Origin of the sequence: uncultured Brachybacterium sp., from assembly GCF_947500705.1 — a bacterium.
Classification (GTDB): Bacteria; Actinomycetota; Actinomycetes; order Actinomycetales; family Dermabacteraceae; genus Brachybacterium.
This window is the reverse complement of the sequence record NZ_CANMSY010000011.1, coordinates 24,243-41,239: the sequence shown is the minus strand read 5'-3', so window position 1 is coordinate 41,239 and position 16,997 is coordinate 24,243. Positions and strand designations below refer to the sequence as shown.

The following is a 16,997-nucleotide window of genomic DNA, read 5'->3' as shown; positions in this document are numbered from 1 at the left end:
CCACGTCATCGACGCGGGGCCCTGGTCGGGTTCAGAACCGGGGATCGCCGAGCGGGAACTCCTGCTCGTCGCCGCCCCCGGAGTCGCGCCCCCGCAGTCGATCGAACTGCCGGCGTTCCCGCTTGGTGGGCCTGCCGGTGCCGCGCTCCCGCCGGGGCGGGGCGGCGGCGAGCTGGGGCGGAGGCTCCGGGCTGTGATCCTCATAGGCGGTGCGAGCGATCGGGGCTCCCACCCGCTTGGTGAGGATCCGGGTGACCACCACGACCCGTTCGCGGCCCGGGGAGCGCACCCGCAGCTCATCCCCGGTCACGATCTTCTGGGCTGCTTTGGCGGGCTCGCCGTTGCGCCGCACGTGACCGCCACGGCATGCCGCCGTCGCCGCCGAGCGGGTGGGCATCAGCCGGGCGCTCCACAACCAGACGTCGAGTCGGACGGTCTGCGGTCCGGCCCCGTCACCGGTGGCGCTCATGCGTGCTGAGGGGCGCGCACCAGCGGCCACGGGTCGTGGGCCTCGAGCCGCGCGGCGACGGCGAGCAGGAGCGGCTCGTCACCGTATCTCGTGGCGCCCAGCTGCACGCCGAAGGGCAGCTCTCTGCCGTCGATCTGCTCCCGATGCACCGGGACCGAGAGGGCCGCGGTGCCGAGCATGTTCCAGGTGCTGGTCCAGGGGGTGAAGGCGCACTGGGCCCAGAAGTCCGCCTCGCCCTCGGGGAGCTGGAGCTCCGCGGGGAAGGCAGGGGGCGCGGCCAGGGCAGGCGTGATGACCAGATCGAACGGAGCGAACCCCTCCAGGGTGCGCCGGGCGAGGGACTGCACGCTGGAGAACGCCTGGGCCAGCTCCACTGCGCTGTAGCTGCGGCCGCGTTCGCGCAGCCAGCGGGTCAGCTCGAGCAGCGCCCCCTCCTGCGCCTCGGTCAGTGGGATGGTCGCCGCGCCGACGGTCCACAGCGGCATGAAGGACTTCCAGTCCTCGGGAGTGAAGGGGGCGCGGATCTCAGTGGTCTCATGTCCGAGCCCGCGCAGCACCTGGAGGGCGCGTTCGAGCCCGCGCAGGGCGGCCGGGTGCACCTCGGTCTCCGCGGCCAACGGCTCTCGCAGCACGGCGATCCGGAGCGAGGTCGGAGCCTCGGCCTCCTCGTCGAGGCGGGCGAGGTAGGAGCGTCCCGATGCCTGCGAGGGGGTGAAGTCTCCCGGGCGGGGCCCGGCGATGAGATCGAGCCCGGCGGCGGCATCGCGCACGCTGCGTGCGAGCACGCCGTCGGTGACCAGGCCCATCCCTTCGCTGCCGTAGGGCCCGGGCGAGACCACTCCACGGGACGGCTTCAGGCCCACGATGCCGCAGCAGGCTGCGGGGATCCGCACGGATCCACCGCCGTCGGAGCCATGGGCGAGAGGGACCACACCCGAGGCGACCGCTGCGGCCGCACCCCCGCTCGAACCGCCGGCGGTGCGGCGCAGGTCCCAGGGGGTGCGGGCGGGGGCGCCGGTCGCGGGTTCGGTGTAGCAGGGCATGCCGAACTCCGGCGTGGTGGTCTTGCCGATGGTGAGGGTGCCGGCATCGAGGATCCTCTGGGCCACCCCGTCGGTCACGGTCGCGATGTTGCCTGCGAGGGCGGCGCTCCCCGCCTCGAAGGGGGCACCGGCGATCTGAGTCAGGTCCTTGATCGGCAGCGGCACTCCGAGCAGCGGCCACTGCGCGGCGAGGTCCTGCGATGCGCCGCGGCGGCGCGCGTCGTCGAGCCGCTCGGAGACGGCGCGAGCCTGCTCCCTGGTGAGGTCCTCGAGCAGATGGGCGAACGCCCCGGTCTCGGCGCCGATGCTGCGGGCCGACTCGAGCGTCCGCTCGGCGAGCTCGAGGACGTCGAGCTCTGCGCTGCGCAGGGCGGCGGCCGTCTCCAGGGCGCCGAGCGGCTCCGGGGCGCTCATCGCTGCTCCGGGGAGTCGACCGGTCGCTCATCGGCAGTGAGCTGGGCGCTGACATGGTCGACGATGCCGCCCAGCGCCTCCTGGATCTGCTGCCAGGTGGTCTCGAAGTCGCTCTCGTCTCCGTACCAGGGGTCGCGGATGCCGGTGTCCTCGACGGGGGTCGGGGCGAAGTCCCGCACCATTCTGACCGTGCGGGCGGCCTGATCGCGGCCGAGCGCGCGCTGAAGCGGCCCGAGATGGTCGTGGTCGAGAGCGAGCACGAGGTCAGCGCGGTGCAGCTCCTGCTCGTCCAGCCGGCGGGCACGGTGGCCGGCTGCATCGATCCCGTGGCGGCGCAGCAGGTCGCCGGCCCGCGGATCGATCGGATTGCCCGCCTCCCAGCCGGTGGTGCCCACGGAGGCGACCTCGGCGCGCTCGCCGAGCCCCGCCCGGTCCAGAGCCTCGCGCAGTGCGTACTCGATCATCGGCGAGCGGCAGATGTTGCCGGTGCAGACGGTCAGGATCCGGTAGGTCATCGACCCTCCTGCTCGCGACGACCTGGTGGGTGCTCCAGCAGGTCGGCGTATTCGGGGTGACGGCCGATCCATCCCTTGACGAACCAGCAGGTGGGGCGCGTCTTCAAGCCCTGGCCGCGGATGTCGTCCAGGGCATAGCGCACGATCGCGGAGCCGATGCCCTGACCGGAGCGCTCGGGGGCGACGACGGTCGAGCGCAGGTCCCGCACCCGCACCCCGAGAGCGCCGCCGTTTCCGGAGCCCGGCGGCAGATCCTCGTCCCCATAGGCGAGGACGGCGACCAGCTCATCGCCGTCGAGCGCCTCGTAGCGGTCACGGTCTTCATCGTGGACCAGGCGCACCGCGCCAGGTCCGGCGGAGGTCTCATCCATGCCGGTCACGGTACACTGCCGGTCATGCCTCCGCCCCTGATCTGGCACATCACCGAACTGCCCATCTGGGAGGCAGCCGTTCGGTCAGGCTCCTACACCCGTGCGACGCGTGGTCGCGAGCTGGCCGAGGAAGGCTTCCTGCACGCGTCCTGGCCGGAGCAGGTCTCGAAGGTCGCCAAGCGGGTCTATCCCGATCGTCCCTCGGACCTCGTGATCCTGGAGATCGAGGTGGCCCGGGTGGAGGCCGCCGGCATCGCCGTGGACATCGAGGCGGATGTGGACGGCAAGGGCCGCGGCTATCCCCATATCAAGGGGCCGCTGCCGGTCAGCGCAGTGGTGCGGCTGCGGCGCACCAAATGGATCGGCCGTGAGTTCGTGGTCGTCGCCTGAGCCGTGGCAGGGGCCGTGCCCCGACGGTGGACGGTGCTGATCGTCCGGTTGCTCGCCTGATCGACGATCTGCGAGGCCCCGACGTATCATCGGGCATGGCCAGGTCACGTCGCCCCGCGAAGTATCTCGACATCCACCCCGAGGATCCGCAGCCGCGGCTGATCGAGCAAGCCGTCTCGGTGCTGAAGGACGGTGGCCTGATCGCCTACCCCACCGATTCCTGCTACGCCCTGGGCTGCACCCTCGGCAACGTCGAGGCGCTCGAACGGATCCGTCGCATCCGCCAGGTCGGCAAGGATCATCACTTCACGCTGATCTGTGCCGACTTCGCGCAGCTGGGGCAGTTCGTGCTGGTCTCGAACCCGGTCTTCCGGCTGGTCAAGAACGCGACTCCCGGGGCGTACACCTTCATCCTCCCCGCCACCAAGGAGGTGCCGCGCAAGCTCGCGCACCCCAAGAAGCACACGGTCGGGGTGCGGATTCCCGATCATCGGGTGGCACACGCTCTGGTCGAGGCGCTCGGTGAACCGATCGCGTCCTCGACGCTGCTGCTGCCCGGGCAGGAGGACCCGCCGTCCGAGGCCTGGGTGGTTCAGGAGCTGCTCGGCGAGCAGGTGGACGCGATCATCGACTCCGGGGAGGTCGGGATCGAGCCGACCACCGTCGTGGATCTCTCCAGCGGAGACCTCGTGATCGCCCGCGAGGGGGCCGGGGACAGCAGCCGCTTCTGAGCGCAGGCTCCCGTCGGTTCACGGCTCCGGCGGCGTCGAGGGCGCCTCAGCGTCCTGCGCTGACGAGCTGCGTCAGTGCCCTGCCTTGACGCTCCGGGAGCTCAGCACCCGGGAGAACACCAGGATGCCGATGGCATACAGCGGGACCATCCACAGCGCATAGCGCAGGGTCATCGCATCCGCGAGCACGCCGATCAGCGGCGGGGTGAGGAAGAAGCCCAGGCGCGCGAACCAGCCGACCACCGTGATACCGACTCCGTGGGGCACACCGGGCAGGTCATCCGCAGCACGATAGGCGGCAGGGAAGAGAGTCGCCACTCCCCACCCGGCGGCGGCGAAGCCGACCACTGCAGTCGCCGGTGAGGGCACCAGCAGGGCGAAGCTCATCCCCACCATCGCGATCACGCCTCCGAGTCGTGCGGTGGCCCGATCTCCCAGCCGGTCCACGACCGCGTCGCCGGTGAAGCGGCCGATGGTCTGCGCTCCCTGCAGCGCCACGAATGCCATGCCCGCGAGGAAGGGCGTGGCCTCGAAGGTGTCCTGCATGAACAGCGCACCCCAGGTGCTGCCGGTGTCCTCCGTGGAGCCCGCGAACACCAGGATCATGCCCAGGGCGCTCACCAGGCCGAGCGCTCGCAGGCTCATCCCGGCCAGCCGGAAGCCGGTCGGTGCCGCATCGGGGACTCCGGCTGCGGAGGATGCCGACGGAGCGGCGACCGGGGTGCGCTCGGTGCTGTCGTCGCCCGGCAGCATCAGGCGCAGCGCGGCGGCGGCGAGGGCACCGAACACGATCATGCCGACGATGCCCTGGATCCACAGCGGCAGTCCGAGCTGCGCGCAGCCGGCCCCGATCAGACCGCCGACCACTGCCCCGAGCGACCACCAGCCGTGGTAGCTGTTCATGATCGAACGGCGATAGCGCCGCTCGACCCGCATGCCGTGGGCGTTCATCGCGATGTCCGTGATCGCATCGGCCGCCGTCGCCAGCAGCAGCGAGCAGGTCAGCCAGAGCCAGGACCCGGAGAGGTAGACCGCCAGATGCGTGGTGGAGGCGAGGATCTGCATCACCACGCTGACCCGGGCCGAACCGAAGCGGGACATCAGTCGGGCGGCGAACAGGCCGGCCAGCAGACCGCCGAGGGGGCCGATGCCGATGGCGAGGCCGAAGGAGGTGTTGCTGAGCCCGATCGACTCCACCAGCTCCGGATACCGCGGCAGGATCGCGCAGAAGGACGCACCGTTGAGGAAGAAGACCAGGGAGACGGCCCAGCGGGCTCGTCGCACCGCCGTCGGCACAGCGGGGCGCGCAGAGGCGGCGAGGTGAGGATCGTGAGCGTTCACGGTGACCCATTGTGCGCCATCTGGCGCCAGAACACACCATGGGCGGCGCTGCCTGGAATTGCCGCGTCGAGCGTGCGCCGTACGCTGGCAGCATGTCGACACACATCGGTGCCTCCCCCGACCGGATCGCGCCCTACGTCCTGATGCCCGGCGACCCTTATCGCGCTCGCTGGATCGCCGAGACCTTCCTCGAGGATCCTCTGCAGTACAACGACGTGCGCGGAATGCTGGGCTACACCGGCACCTACCGCGGGATCCGGGTCTCTGCGCAGGGATCCGGCATGGGTCAGCCCTCGATGGCGATCTATTCCCAGGAGCTCTTCGACGACTACGACGTGCAGACCATCATCCGGGTGGGGACCTGCGGCGCCCTCTCGGAGGCGGTGAAGGTGCGGGACGTGATCCTGGGGATGGCCGCCTCGACGGATTCCGCGATGAACGTTCCGCGCTTCCGTCACGTCTCCTTCGCCCCGGCCGCCGACTTCACGCTGGCCCGGATCGCGGCGGACGTCGCTGAGGAGCGCATGCTCCCGCTGGTCGCCGGGGGTCTGTATTCCTCCGACCAGTTCTATTCCCCGGATCCCGAGACCGCCCGCACCCTGGCGGGATACGGGGTGCTCGGCGTGGAGATGGAGGCCGCCGCTCTGTACACCCTCGCCGCGCAGTTCTCCCGCAGGGCGCTGGCGCTCTGCACGGTCTCGGATCACCTGCTCACCGGGGAGGAGACCAGTGCGCAGGAGCGTCAGGAGACCTTCGAGGACATGATCGTGGTGGCGCTGGAGTCGATCGTCCGCCTGGAGGAGAAGCACCCCGTCGGCTGATCGGCGCGCACTCCCGGGCGGGCACTCACGCCAGTGTTACCGGCCGCACATGACTCGTGCCCGGCCGCCGTGAGGCGCCGGGCACGAGGAAATTCAGGGGTGGAGCTCAGGAGAGGAAGCGCGGCACCAGATCGAAGGTGCCGTACAGCGCGACCATGCACAGGGCGAGCCCGCCGACGAAGAGGCCCACGGAAGGCTCAGTCATCGAGATCATCGACATCATGTACAGCCCGGCGACGAACAGTCCGAAGAGCACGATGAAGAGCACCACCGACAGGACGGTGCTGTTGCCCTTCGAGGTCACGTTCTCGTCCTGATGCGTCTGCGCATCGGTCGCGTCCGCGACATGCTGCTTGCTCATGCTGCCTCTTCCTCTGTGTCACCAAGGGCTGCGTCCGGCACGGGGCTCGGACGACCGCTCCCCATCTTAGACCAGGGAGGGTGCCACCGTGACCGTGTCGCGGTGGCGGATCGCCGTGAGCAGACTCTCGAAGACGGCGGCTCCCGCCTGGCCATCGATCTCGGGGTGCCACTGCACGCCGAGCACGCTCGAGCCGGATCCGGCCTCGACCGCGAGCGGCAGGCCGCTCTCATGGCGGGCCACGATCCGCAGATCCCCGCGGACGGCGCGGATCCCCTGGTGGTGGAAGGCGGTGACCACGGCGCGGGTGCCGAGGGCGAGGGCGAGGTCGCTGGCCGCATCGAGCTGCGCCTCGACGCGGGTGGGCTCCAGACCCGTCGAGGGATGCGCGGGCAGGTCCGTGGGCAGATGACGGTGCAGCTCACCGCCCTCGGCGATGACGATGATCTGCAGGCCACGGCAGATCCCGAGCACGGGCACGTCGTTGCGGCGGGCGGCGCGGTAGAGCGCCGTCTCGAAGGTGTCCCGCTCCGGGTCGGGGGTCATGTCGGTGGGGACTGAACCCTCACCCCAGGCCGCGGGGTCGAGGTCGGTGCCGCCGGTGAGCACGAGGCCGTCCAGCTCGGCGATCTCCTCATCGCTCCACTCGTCCTGCGGGGCGATGATCACGGGGCGGGCGCCGGCCTCGCGCAGTGCGCGCACGTACTGCTCGTTGACCGCCACGGCGTCATGGCCCGCCCAGGCGCCGGACATCATCGTGCGGGTCCCCGCGGTCACGCCGATGAGCGGGCGACGAGTGCGCTGCGCCATGATGTTGTCCCTTCCGCAGAGGAGCGATGTTCCGGGCCGTCGGTCGACGACTGGACCCAGTTCACCCTGCCGGCGGCATGCCGGGCGAGCTATGTGGCGGATTGTGACAGCGGTCCGTGTCTGCGGTTCGTGACAGCGGTTCATGACTGCGGTTCATGACTGCGGGTGCTGACAGCGGCCTGTGACTGCGGGTGGTGGCAGCGAGGTCAGAGCAGGGCGTCGACCTGCCGGTGCTGCTCGATCGCCTGCAGGTAGTAGCTGCGCAGCTGTTCGGCGAGCACCGGCCAGGTCCGCTTGCGCACGGACTCCTCGGCCGCCCGTCCGAAGGCCTGGCGCTTCGCATCGTCGAAGAGCAGGTCGCTCGCGCGCTCCCGCAGCTCATCGAGCATGCCCGGGGTGTAGAGCCAGCCGGTGCGGCTGGGGGCGACGAGGTCCACCGGCCCCCCACGCCGCGGTGCGATGACCGGCAGGCCGGAGGCCATGGCCTCCTGGAGGGTCTGTCCGAAGGTCTCGAGCTCGCCGGGGTGGATGAACAGGTCGGCGCTGGCGAGGTGGGCCGCGAGGTCGGTGCCGGTGCGGAAGCCGGCGAAGCGTGCACGCGGCATCAGCCGGCGCAACGGCTCCCTCTCGGGCCCCTCCCCCACGATCAGCAGCCGTACGCCGGGCATGTCGTGGATGACCTTGAGGTCCTCGACCTGCTTCTCGGCCGCCAGACGACCCACGTAGATCACGAGCTTCTCGTCCGGCCGCGCGTACGAGGCCCGCAGCGACGGGCTGCTCAGCTCCGGGCTGAACAGGGTGGTGTCCACGCCGCGCCGCCAGAGGTCCACCCGTTCGATGCCGTGCTGGATGAGCTGGTCCCGGGTCGCGGTCGAAGGGGCGAGGTTCACCGTGGCCCGGTTGTGGACGTCGCGCAGCAGCTGCCAGGTGGCGTTCTCCAGGAACGGCATCCCGTAGCGGGCGGTGTAGCCGGGGATGTCGGTCTGGTAGACCGCGACGGTGGGCACTCCTGCCTTCTGGGCGGCGATCACGGCCCGGCCGCCGAGGATCATCGGGGAGGCGAGGTGGATGACGTCGGGCTGGAACTCGTCGATCCGTCGCTTCAGCGCTGCGGCGCTGGTGGCGGCGATTCGCACCTCCGAATAGCCCGGCATCGGGGCCGAGGCGATACGGCGCACCCTCACCCGTCGACCGCAGGCGGTGCGCAGGTGCTTGTCAGCTCCCGGCCACTGCGGGGCGATGATTCCGAGATCGTCACCCGTGGCGGAGAAATGGTCCACGACGCGGAGCACCGAGTTCGTGACCCCGTTCATGTGCGGAAGGAATGATTCGGAGACGAAGAGAATCCTCACGCCGCCGATCATGCTCCGGATGCAGGTCTTCCGCGCAAGGAGCGTGTGACTTCTGGATGAACACTTGGTCCGCAGCAGCGGCCGCCACCCGAGGGTGCAGGGTGCGGCCGCCGGTGCGTTCCAGGTCAGAGACGCTGCGAGGCGAGCTTCGCACCCTCGACGAGGGATTCGAGCTTCGCCCAGGCGATCTGGGGATGGATGCGCCCGCCGAGGCCGCAGTCGGTCGAGCCGATCACGCGTTCGGGGCCCACGATCCTCGCGAAGCGCTCGAGCCGCTGGGCGACCAGCTCGGGGTGCTCGACCACGTTCGTGGCGTGGGAGACGATGCCGGGCACGATGACCTTGTCCGCGGGCAGCTCGAGGTCCTGCCACACGGTCCACTCGTGCTCGTGGCGCACGTTCGCCGCCTCGAAGCTGTAGTACTTCGCGTCGATCTCCAGCAGCAGCGGGGCGATGTGCCGGAACTCGATATCGGTGGTGTGCGGACCGTGCCAGGAGCCCCAGCAGAGGTGGAATCGGGTCTGCTCGGTGGGCACGTTCACCAGGGCGCGGTTCACCGCGTCGACCCGCTTGCGGGTGAAGGCGAGATAGTCCTCGACGCTCGGCTCGGGGTTGATCTGATCCCAGTTCTCGGCGATCGAGGGATCGTCGATCTGCACGGTGAGCCCGGCGGCGGCGATCGCCTCGTACTCGGGGCGCATCACCTCGACCCACGCGTCGAGGAAGGCGTCCTCGTCGCCGTAATGGCCATCGACGATGCGGCTGCCGGAGCCCGGCGAGAGGGAGTTGAGGAAGCCGTGCTCGTAGCCGGCGTCCTTCAGCGCCGCCTGGATGTTCGTGACGTCCTGGCCGACAAGCTCGCGACCCACGTCGGAGAACGCGACCGCGCCGGTCGCCGCGGGGAAGGTGGTCTGGGCGCCGACGGTGATGCCCGAGGTCGGGTCCTGGTAGGCCTCGGCGAACGTCGTCCAGTCACGACGGTCGGGGAAAGTGGTCAGGCGCACGTCGCCCGGGCTCGAGCGGACCGGTGCGGAGGAGAAGTGGTCGCTGCCGGTGAGCTCCAGGCCGCTCACGCGGTCGAAGATGTAGGACCACCAGGAGCCGTAGTTCACGGCGGAGCCCATCAGGTGCCCGTACTCCCCGTCGTTGGGGATCGCGATGCCGATCTCGCGCTGCTTCGCCACCACGTCCACCACGGCCTGGCGCAGCACCTCGCGGAACTCGGCGGTGGGTTCGGGGGTCAGCCCGTCGGCGCCGACGGGGCGCTGCGCATTGGCCTCGATCAGCTCGGGGCTGCGAGGGAGGGAACCGGCATGGGTGGTGAGGATCTCGGTCATGCCCAGAGCCTAGGAGCAACGACGCCCCGGTCGGAAACCGGGGCGTCACAGCTGTTCACACAGAACGGGTGCTCACCGGGCGAGCGGGCCGAGCTCAGTCACGTGGCCAGGTCGGCACCAGGTTGCGGTCGCCGTAGGCCTGCTCGACGCGGCGCACCGGCGGCCAGTACTTCGACTGGATCCGCATCTGGGCGCTGTCGTGGACGGAATCGTCCTCGAGCGCGGTCCAGCTTCCGGGGTAGACGGCCACCTCGCGGGAGTACGGGTGGGTCCACTCCCCCGTGACCACCGACGCCGCAGTGTGCGGGGCATTGACCAGTGGGTTGTCCTCGGCGGGCCAGGTCCCGGCCACGACCTCGTCGGCTTCCTTCGCGATCATCAGCATCGCGTCGACGAAGCGGTCGATCTCGGCGAGGTCCTCGGATTCCGTCGGCTCCACCATCAGCGTCCCCGCGACCGGGAAGGACATGGTCGGGGCGTGGAAGCCGTAGTCGATGAGCCGCTTGGCGACGTCGTCCACGGTGATCCCGGTGCGGGCGGTGAGCGGTCGCAGGTCCACGATGCACTCGTGGGCCACCAGGCCGTTCTCGCCGGTGTAGAGGATCTCGTAGGACTCCGAGAGCCGGCGTGCCATGTAGTTCGCCGCGAGCACCGCGGAGGCGGTCGCGTGGCGCAGCCCGTCCGGGCCCATCAGCCGGATGTAGGTCCAGGTGATGGGCAGGATCGACGCGGAGCCGTAGGGGGACTGCGAGACCGGGGCGCCACCGTGGGGCTGCTCGCCCTGGCCTGCTACCGGGTGCTCGGCCTGCTGGATCGAGGGATGGCCGGGCAGGAACGGCGCCAGGTGCGCCTTCGCCGCGACCGGGCCGACCCCCGGACCGCCGCCGCCGTGCGGGATGCAGAAGGTCTTGTGGAGGTTCAGGTGGGAGACGTCGCCGCCGAACTCACCGGGACGCGCCACCTGCAGCAGGGCGTTGAGGTTCGCGCCGTCGACGTAGACCTGCCCGCCGGCATCGTGGACCAGCTCGCAGACGGTGCGCACCTCCTCCTCGTAGACGCCGTGGGTGGAGGGGTAGGTGATCATGATCGCGGCGAGCTCGTCGCCGTGGTCCTTGATCTTCTGCTTGAGGTCATCGAGGTCGATGTTGCCGCGCGCATCGGAGGCGACGACCACCACGCGCAGACCGGCGATGACGGCGGAGGCGGCGTTGGTGCCGTGCGCCGAGGACGGCACCAGGCACACCTCACGGTTGCTCTCGCCGCGGGAGGCGTGGTACGCGCGGATCGCGAGCAGGCCCGCGAACTCACCCTGCGAACCGGCATTGGGCTGCAGGGAGACGGTGTCGTAGCCGGTGAGATCCGCGAGCCAGGTCTCCAGCTGCGTGATCAGCTCGAGATAGCCGCTCACGTCCTCGCGAGGAGCGAAGGGGTGCAGGGCGTTGAAGCCCGCCCAGGTGATGCCGGCCATCTCGGTGGCGGCGTTGAGCTTCATGGTGCACGAGCCCAGCGGGATCATCCCGCGGTCCAGCGCGAAGTCGCGGTCCGCGAGGCGGCGCAGGTAGCGCATCATCGCGGTCTCGGAGCGGAACGAGGAGAACACCGGATGCTGGAGGAAGGGGTCCTCGCGCACCAGGCCGTCCCAGCCCTTGCCGGAATCGACCTCGGAGAGCTCCTGGCCGGGGGTCGGTGCGTGAGGAGCGAAGGCCGCGGCGATCGATTCGAGGTCCGCGGCAGTGGTGGTCTCGTCGAGCGAGAGGTGCACCAGGTCATCGCCGACGGTGTGGACGAGGAAGCCCGTGTCGCGGAGGGACTGGGCGATCGCGCCGGCGAGTCCGGTGGCGCGCACCTCGAGGGTGTCGAAGAAGCTGTCGCCGGCGAGCTCGAAGCCGCTGCGACGCAGCAGGTCGGCGAGGGCTGCGGTGCGGTCGGCGACGGTGCGGCCGATGCGGGTGAGCCCTTCGGGGCCGTGGTAGACGGCATACATCGCTGCCATCACGGCCAGCAGCACCTGCGCGGTGGTGATCGCGCTGGTGGCCTTCTCGCGGCGGATGTGCTGCTCACGGGTCTGCAGGGAGAGCCGGTAGGCGGGATTGCCATCGGCGTCCTGGGAGACGCCCACGAGACGTCCCGGCAGCTGGCGCTCCAGGCCCTTGCGCACCGCGACGAAGCCTGCGTGCGGGCCGCCGAAGCCGAGCGGGATCCCGAAGCGCTGGGAGGTGCCGACGGTGACATCCGCGCCGAGCGACCCCGGGGAGGCGAGCATGGTCAGGGCCAGCAGGTCGGCGGAGACGATCGCGAGGGCCTTGGTGGACTTGACCTCGGCGATGACATCGCGGGGGTCCCAGACTCGGCCGGAGGCTCCAGGGTACTGGAGGAAGGCGCCGAAGTACTCGCCCTCGGGGGCGCCCTCATGGGCGAAGTCGACCTCGCGCAGCTCGATGCCGAGTCCGTCGGCCCGGCCCTGGAGAACCGCCTTGGTGGCGGGGAGGGTGTCGGTGTCGACCAGGAAGACGTTGCCGCCCCGCTTGACGTGGCGGCGGGCGAGCAGCATCGCCTCGGCGGCAGAGGTCGCCTCATCGAGGGTGGACGCGTTGGAGAGATCCATCCCGGTGAGATCGCAGATCATGGTCTGGAAGGTCAGCAGAGCCTCGAGGCGGCCCTGGGAGATCTCGGGCTGGTACGGGGTGTAGGCGGTGTACCAGGCGGGGTTCTCCAGCACATTGCGCTGGATCACCGCGGGGGTGTGGGTGTCGTGGTAGCCCAGGCCGATCAGCGAGCGGTGGACCGTGTTGCGGTCGGCGAGAGCCTGGAGCTCGACCAGCGCGGCCGGCTCGGTGACGCCGGCAGGGACCACGGAGGCGACGCTGCGGGTGCCCTCGGACTGGTCCAGCAGGATCGTGCTGGGCACCGCGGCGATCAGCATCTCGTCCAGGGAGTCATAGCCCAGGACCTCGAGCATGTGACGCTGCGCGTCAGGATCGGTGCCGACGTGGCGGCGGACGAAGGAGTCGTGAGCATGCGCAGGCGATGCGGTCATGAAGGAGTGCCCCTGGATGTTGCGTGCGGTTCTGGATGGATCTGGAGGGTGGGAGCCGTCCGCGCAGCGCAGCGCTGCACCGGCGGGAGGCGGCCGCCGGGTGGCAGCCGCCTCCGCGACGCTCAGGACTCGGTGAACGCCTTGTAGTCCTCGGCGCTCAGGAGATCCTCGGGCAGCGCGTCGAAGCTGACCTTGATCAGCCAGCCCTCATCGAAGGGTGAGGAGTTGACCAGCTCGGGGGTGTCCACGACGGCATCGTTGATCTCGGTGACGGTGCCGTTGATCGGGGAGAACAGATCGGAGACGGACTTGGTCGACTCGATCTCCCCCATCTCGGTGCCGGCGTTGATCTCGCCGTCCACCTCGGGCAGATCGACGTAGACGACGTCGCCGAGCTGCTCGGCGGCATAGTCGGTCACGCCGATGACGGCCACGCCATCGGACTCGACGCGGACCCACTCGTGGTCCTTGCTGTAGAGGAGTTCTGCGGACATGGGATCGGTCCTTCCGGAGAGGGTGGGGAAAACTCGGGTGGGGTCATGAGCCGCCGGGACCGGACCAGGAGGTGAGTCCCGACAGCAGGTCAGTCGCGACGGTAGAAGGGCATCTCCACGACCCGGACCGGCAGGTCCTTGCCGCGGACATCGACCACCAGCTCGGTGCCGGCAGCGGCGACCGAGGTGCGCACGAAGGCCATCGCGATGGGGTGTCCCAGCGTCGGCGACAGCGCGCCGGAGGAGACCGCTCCGACCTCAAGCCCGTCCGCATCGCGCACCTGTGCGTCGGCGCGCGCGGCACGGCGACCCTCCGCGACCAGGCCCACGAGCACCGGCCGGTCGGTCAGGTCCGCCGCCTCGACGCCGGCGCGGCCGACGAAGTCCTGCTTGGACTTCAGGGCGACGACGCGTGCCATGCCCGACTGCGCGGGGTACAGGTCCCGGCCGAGCTCGTTGCCGTACAGCGGCATCCCCGCCTCGAGGCGGAGGGTGTCACGGCAGGCGAGTCCGCACGGGGTGAGGCGGTCGCCGCCGACGACGGTGAGCTGCTCCCACAGGGCGGGTGCGTGCTCGTTCGGGAGGTAGAGCTCGAAGCCGTCCTCGCCGGTGTAGCCGGTACGGGCGATCAGCATCGACTCCCCGCGGTAGGTGCATTCGGCGAAGCGATAGTTCTTCATCTCGGTGAGGTCCTCGGCCGTGAGGCCTTCGACCCCGCTGTCCGCGCCGAGGAGCGCATCCAGCAGGATCTGCTCGCTCTGAGGACCCTGGACAGCGATCAGAGAGGTGCGGGAGGAGGCATCGTCGACCTCGACGTCGAAGCCCTCCGCGCGGGCGAGCAGCTCGGCGGCGTCGACCTCGGCATTGGAGGCGTTGGCGACCACCAGGAAGTGGTCCTCGGCCAGACGGTAGGTGATGACGTCGTCGATCACGCCTCCCTCGTCGGTCAGCAGCAGCGAGTACTTCGCGCGCCCCTGCGACATGGCCGACATCTTCCCGGCGAGCGCGTGGTCCAGCGCAGCAGCGGCCTCCGGGCCGCGCAGGTGGATCTCACCCATGTGGCTGAGGTCGAAGAGGCCGGCGCTCTGACGCACGGCCTTGTGCTCGGCAAGATCCGAGTCATACCGGACCGGCATGCGCCAGCCCGCGAAATCTGTGAACGTCGCACCGAGCGACTCGTGGACCGCCTCGAGGGCGGTGCTGCGCAGGTCCTGCTCAGCCATGGTGCTCCTTCTTCGTCTCGGGGAGGTCTCACGCTCTCCACCGTCTGCGTCAAGATCTGCCTTGCACGGCGCAGGCCGCACCGACCAGTGCGCCACGTCGCTGTGCCGCAGGCTCACCATACCGCCCGCGCGACACCCGCGTCGCGGACCCCTCCACTTCCGTCGCCCGGGGCCGGGCCGGGGCAGTGCCGAGGACCGAACGGCCCGCGGCTCTGCCCGAGTACCTAGTACCGTGGAGGCGTGACAATGGAAGGCACGACCGAGTGGCCGGTACGGATCCACAGCCCGCGGCTGGTGATCCGTCCGCCAGGCGACGACGACCGCCAAGCGCTGATCCGCCTGATGACCGACCCCATCACCCGGGAGTACCTCGGCGGCGCGGTGGACTACGCCTCGCGGCAGGCACTGGAGCTCTCACCGCTGGGCCTGACCTGGGGGCGCTGGGCGCTCGCTCTGGCGGAGGAGGACTCCATGATCGGGTCGATCTCCCTCAGCTACGACCGCGGAGAGCTCGAGCTCTCCTATGCGCTGCTGCCGGAGTGGACGGGCCAGGGCTTCGCGGCGGAGTCCTGCATCGCCCTGCTGGGCTGGGCCCGCCAGGAGCTCGAGGACGAGCACGTCATCGCCATCAGCCAGACCCGCAACAAGCGCAGCGTGGAGCTGCTGCGCAAGCTCGGCTTCACCGTGCGCAAGGGGCTCGAGGAGTTCGGCACCCAGCAGCTGCTCCTCGAGCGTTCGCTGAGTGCGCCGCTCCCTGAGTATGCCCAGCCGCTGCAGACCGCAGCCGACCCGCCGCCCCCGTCCCGCCGCTGAATCGCATCGCGGAACCACATCGCGGGCCCGCCCGCCTGGTCATCAGCCCGCCCGACCGCCAGCCCGCCTGGTCCTCAGCCAGTCTGGTCGTCAGCCGCGGGAGACCGGGCAGCTCATGCAGCGCGGGCCGCCGCGTCCGCGCCCCAGCTCGTCGCCGGCGAACTCGAGCACCTCGACCCCCTGGCCGCGCAGGTACTCGTTGGTGGCGGCGGCACGCTCGTAGGCGACCACCTTCCCCGGGGCGAGGGCCAGCACGTTGCAGCCGTCGTCCCACTGCTCACGGGCCGCGGCGTAGGCGTCCAGCGGCGGGGTGAGCACCCGCAGCGAGGGCACGCCGAGACCGCGGGCGAGCACCTGGTCCATCTCGTCGGCCGGCCTGGCCCTCGAGACCAGCCGCTCCCCCGGGCGCTCGATCTCGAAGGTCTCCAGCGGCTCGAGCGGCCCGAACCGCAGCATCGACTCCTCGTCCACGACGGTCGTGACGGTATCCAGGTGCATCATCGAGCGGCGGTGCGGCAGGGCGATCGCGACCACCCGCTCCACCGACCCGTCGGCCAGCAGATCCGCGGCGAGCCGTTCGACACCGACCGCGCTGGTGCGCTCGGACATGCCGACGGCGACCACGCGCGGCGACAGCATCATCACGTCACCGCCCTCGACGGTCGCCGCCCCGGCGCCGTCCCGACCGACGATGCGCCGGGGTGCGGAGGCTCCCGCGAACTGCGGATGGTGGCGGTAGATCAGCTCCAGGTGCAGGCTCTCGCGGCGCCTGGCGGAATGGCGCATCGGACTGACGGAGACGACGTCACCGATCCAGGCAGAGGTGTCGCGGGTGAACATGTGGTTGGGCAGCGGGTCCAGGACCAGGTGCTCCTCCCCCGCCCGGTGCAGGGCGATCGAGCGCGGGCTCACCCCCAGGGCACCGAGCTCGCCGACGGTGATCCCCCTGATGAGCACCGTGACCAGCAGTTCGGGAGCAAGGTCGGCGAGGGCTTCGTGGAGGTCCTGCACAGCGATGTCCCCGAGCACCGCCGGATCCAGGGCGCGATGCAGCAGCTCCTGGCGCAGGGCGGGGTCGTCCAGCAGGTCGGTCAGCAGCCTCGTCAGCTCGAGCACCTCGACGCCCTCGCCGCGGAGCAGATCGCTGAACTGGCGGTGCTGGGCCCGGGCCCGGTCGAGCCAGAGCACCTCGTCGAACAGCAGCCCTTCCCGGGAGTCGGGGGTCAGCCGTTCCAGCTCGGCGCCCGGTTCGTGGACGATCACGCGGCGCAGCGGCGAGATCTCGTCATGCACCCCGATCGGGTGCTCTGCTGCCACGGCCATCTGCACTCCTCGGTTCGTCACCCGCGTGCCCTCGACGGTGAGCGCACGTCCTCTCGGCGGTGCGTGCACGCTAGCAGAGCGCACCCCACAGGCAGTGCTGGCGCTGTGCCCAGCACCCGCTCCCGCCGGTCCGGTGTGCACATCCCGCATGG

The 16,997-nt window shown here is 70.4% G+C and carries 17 protein-coding genes; 4 read left to right on the top strand and 13 right to left on the bottom strand.

The window, feature by feature from the left end:
• Positions 1 to 31 precede the first annotated feature (31 nt).
• Genes Q0937_RS15610 through Q0937_RS15595 form a run of 4 tightly spaced genes read right to left on the bottom strand, consistent with a single transcriptional unit; the run spans position 32 to position 2,812 of the window.
• Positions 32 to 469 carry an RNA-binding S4 domain-containing protein gene (locus tag Q0937_RS15610; protein ID WP_299305579.1) on the bottom strand — a complete coding sequence of 146 codons (438 nt, stop codon included), beginning with the start codon at positions 467 to 469 and terminating at the stop codon, positions 32 to 34.
• Complete coding sequence (locus Q0937_RS15605) at positions 466 to 1,926, bottom strand: amidase (RefSeq protein ID WP_299305576.1); 1,461 nt, start codon at positions 1,924 to 1,926, stop codon at positions 466 to 468. Before Q0937_RS15605 ends, Q0937_RS15610 begins: the two co-directional genes overlap by 4 nt.
• Positions 1,923 to 2,441 (bottom strand): low molecular weight protein-tyrosine-phosphatase, encoded by a 519-nt coding sequence (locus Q0937_RS15600; protein ID WP_299305573.1) that lies wholly within the window; start codon positions 2,439 to 2,441, stop codon positions 1,923 to 1,925. The genes Q0937_RS15605 and Q0937_RS15600 overlap by 4 nt, the downstream gene beginning before the upstream one ends.
• Positions 2,438 to 2,812, bottom strand: a complete 375-nt coding sequence (locus Q0937_RS15595; RefSeq protein ID WP_299305571.1) for a GNAT family N-acetyltransferase — start codon at positions 2,810 to 2,812, stop codon at positions 2,438 to 2,440. Before Q0937_RS15595 ends, Q0937_RS15600 begins: the two co-directional genes overlap by 4 nt.
• A 24-nt stretch (positions 2,813 to 2,836) precedes the next feature.
• Between Q0937_RS15595 and Q0937_RS15590 the strand changes: the two genes are divergently transcribed.
• Both Q0937_RS15590 and Q0937_RS15585 read left to right on the top strand, forming a co-directional pair.
• On the top strand, positions 2,837 to 3,202 hold the full coding sequence (locus Q0937_RS15590; RefSeq protein ID WP_299305568.1) for a DUF952 domain-containing protein: 366 nt from the start codon (positions 2,837 to 2,839) through the stop codon (positions 3,200 to 3,202).
• 95 nt (positions 3,203 to 3,297) lie between these two features.
• The gene (locus tag Q0937_RS15585) at positions 3,298 to 3,933 is read left to right on the top strand and encodes an L-threonylcarbamoyladenylate synthase (RefSeq protein ID WP_299305565.1); all 636 of its coding nucleotides are present in this window, start codon (positions 3,298 to 3,300) and stop codon (positions 3,931 to 3,933) included.
• 72 nt (positions 3,934 to 4,005) lie between these two features.
• Here Q0937_RS15585 and Q0937_RS15580 read toward each other — a convergent pair whose 3' ends face one another.
• The gene (locus tag Q0937_RS15580) at positions 4,006 to 5,274 is read right to left on the bottom strand and encodes an MFS transporter (protein WP_299305562.1); all 1,269 of its coding nucleotides are present in this window, start codon (positions 5,272 to 5,274) and stop codon (positions 4,006 to 4,008) included.
• 92 nt (positions 5,275 to 5,366) lie between these two features.
• Here Q0937_RS15580 and deoD point away from each other — a divergent pair, with 92 nt between their 5' ends.
• Positions 5,367 to 6,095: a purine-nucleoside phosphorylase gene (gene deoD / locus Q0937_RS15575; RefSeq protein WP_299305559.1), complete on the top strand. Its 729-nt coding sequence runs from the start codon at positions 5,367 to 5,369 to the stop codon at positions 6,093 to 6,095.
• Between the two features lie 106 nt (positions 6,096 to 6,201).
• On the opposite strand, the gene Q0937_RS15570 is transcribed toward deoD, so the two are convergent.
• The 7 genes from Q0937_RS15570 to gcvT form a co-directional block, all read right to left on the bottom strand.
• Positions 6,202 to 6,456, bottom strand: coding sequence for a hypothetical protein (locus tag Q0937_RS15570; protein ID WP_299305556.1), 255 nt, complete (start codon positions 6,454 to 6,456; stop codon positions 6,202 to 6,204).
• 66 nt (positions 6,457 to 6,522) lie between these two features.
• Positions 6,523 to 7,266, bottom strand: coding sequence for a gamma-glutamyl-gamma-aminobutyrate hydrolase family protein (locus Q0937_RS15565; protein ID WP_299305553.1), 744 nt, complete (start codon positions 7,264 to 7,266; stop codon positions 6,523 to 6,525).
• A 206-nt stretch (positions 7,267 to 7,472) separates the two neighbouring features.
• Positions 7,473 to 8,618, bottom strand: coding sequence for a glycosyltransferase family 1 protein (locus Q0937_RS15560; protein ID WP_299305550.1), 1,146 nt, complete (start codon positions 8,616 to 8,618; stop codon positions 7,473 to 7,475).
• A gap of 125 nt (positions 8,619 to 8,743) precedes the next feature.
• Entirely contained in the window at positions 8,744 to 9,955 is a 1,212-nt protein-coding gene (locus Q0937_RS15555; protein WP_299305547.1) for a cobalamin-independent methionine synthase II family protein, read from the bottom strand.
• Positions 9,956 to 10,049: 94 nt separating this feature from the next.
• Positions 10,050 to 12,992 (bottom strand): aminomethyl-transferring glycine dehydrogenase, encoded by a 2,943-nt coding sequence (gcvP, locus tag Q0937_RS15550; protein WP_299305544.1) that lies wholly within the window; start codon positions 12,990 to 12,992, stop codon positions 10,050 to 10,052.
• Between the two features lie 122 nt (positions 12,993 to 13,114).
• Positions 13,115 to 13,486 (bottom strand): glycine cleavage system protein GcvH, encoded by a 372-nt coding sequence (gcvH, locus tag Q0937_RS15545; protein ID WP_299305542.1) that lies wholly within the window; start codon positions 13,484 to 13,486, stop codon positions 13,115 to 13,117.
• An 89-nt stretch (positions 13,487 to 13,575) separates the two neighbouring features.
• The gene (gene gcvT / locus Q0937_RS15540; protein WP_299305540.1) at positions 13,576 to 14,709 is read right to left on the bottom strand and encodes a glycine cleavage system aminomethyltransferase GcvT; all 1,134 of its coding nucleotides are present in this window, start codon (positions 14,707 to 14,709) and stop codon (positions 13,576 to 13,578) included.
• 246 nt (positions 14,710 to 14,955) lie between these two features.
• On the opposite strand from gcvT, the gene Q0937_RS15535 reads away from it, so the two are divergent.
• A complete protein-coding gene (locus Q0937_RS15535; protein WP_299305538.1) occupies positions 14,956 to 15,522 on the top strand; it encodes a GNAT family N-acetyltransferase in 567 nt (188 codons plus the stop codon).
• A gap of 90 nt (positions 15,523 to 15,612) precedes the next feature.
• Here the strand turns inward: Q0937_RS15535 and Q0937_RS15530 are convergent, their stop codons facing one another.
• Entirely contained in the window at positions 15,613 to 16,845 is a 1,233-nt protein-coding gene (locus tag Q0937_RS15530) for an arginine deiminase (protein WP_299305536.1), read from the bottom strand.
• Positions 16,846 to 16,997: the final 152 nt, after the last annotated feature.

Excerpts from the sequence above, each read along its gene's own strand:
- Q0937_RS15530 (WP_299305536.1), bottom strand. The coding sequence starts at position 16,845 with ATGGCCGTGGCAGCAGAGCACCCGATCGGGGTGCATGACGAGATCTCG.
- Q0937_RS15600 (WP_299305573.1), bottom strand. The coding sequence starts at position 2,441 with ATGACCTACCGGATCCTGACCGTCTGCACCGGCAACATCTGCCGCTCG.
- deoD (WP_299305559.1), top strand. The coding sequence starts at position 5,367 with ATGTCGACACACATCGGTGCCTCCCCCGACCGGATCGCGCCCTACGTC.
- Q0937_RS15585 (WP_299305565.1), top strand. The coding sequence starts at position 3,298 with ATGGCCAGGTCACGTCGCCCCGCGAAGTATCTCGACATCCACCCCGAG.
- Q0937_RS15610 (WP_299305579.1), bottom strand. The coding sequence starts at position 469 with ATGAGCGCCACCGGTGACGGGGCCGGACCGCAGACCGTCCGACTCGAC.
- Q0937_RS15590 (WP_299305568.1), top strand. The coding sequence starts at position 2,837 with ATGCCTCCGCCCCTGATCTGGCACATCACCGAACTGCCCATCTGGGAG.
- Q0937_RS15535 (WP_299305538.1), top strand. The coding sequence starts at position 14,956 with ATGGAAGGCACGACCGAGTGGCCGGTACGGATCCACAGCCCGCGGCTG.
- Q0937_RS15570 (WP_299305556.1), bottom strand. The coding sequence starts at position 6,456 with ATGAGCAAGCAGCATGTCGCGGACGCGACCGATGCGCAGACGCATCAG.
- gcvH (WP_299305542.1), bottom strand. The coding sequence starts at position 13,486 with ATGTCCGCAGAACTCCTCTACAGCAAGGACCACGAGTGGGTCCGCGTC.
- Q0937_RS15555 (WP_299305547.1), bottom strand. The coding sequence starts at position 9,955 with ATGACCGAGATCCTCACCACCCATGCCGGTTCCCTCCCTCGCAGCCCC.
- Q0937_RS15565 (WP_299305553.1), bottom strand. The coding sequence starts at position 7,266 with ATGGCGCAGCGCACTCGTCGCCCGCTCATCGGCGTGACCGCGGGGACC.
- Q0937_RS15605 (WP_299305576.1), bottom strand. The coding sequence starts at position 1,926 with ATGAGCGCCCCGGAGCCGCTCGGCGCCCTGGAGACGGCCGCCGCCCTG.
- gcvT (WP_299305540.1), bottom strand. The coding sequence starts at position 14,709 with ATGGCTGAGCAGGACCTGCGCAGCACCGCCCTCGAGGCGGTCCACGAG.
- Q0937_RS15595 (WP_299305571.1), bottom strand. The coding sequence starts at position 2,812 with ATGGATGAGACCTCCGCCGGACCTGGCGCGGTGCGCCTGGTCCACGAT.
- gcvP (WP_299305544.1), bottom strand. The coding sequence starts at position 12,992 with ATGACCGCATCGCCTGCGCATGCTCACGACTCCTTCGTCCGCCGCCAC.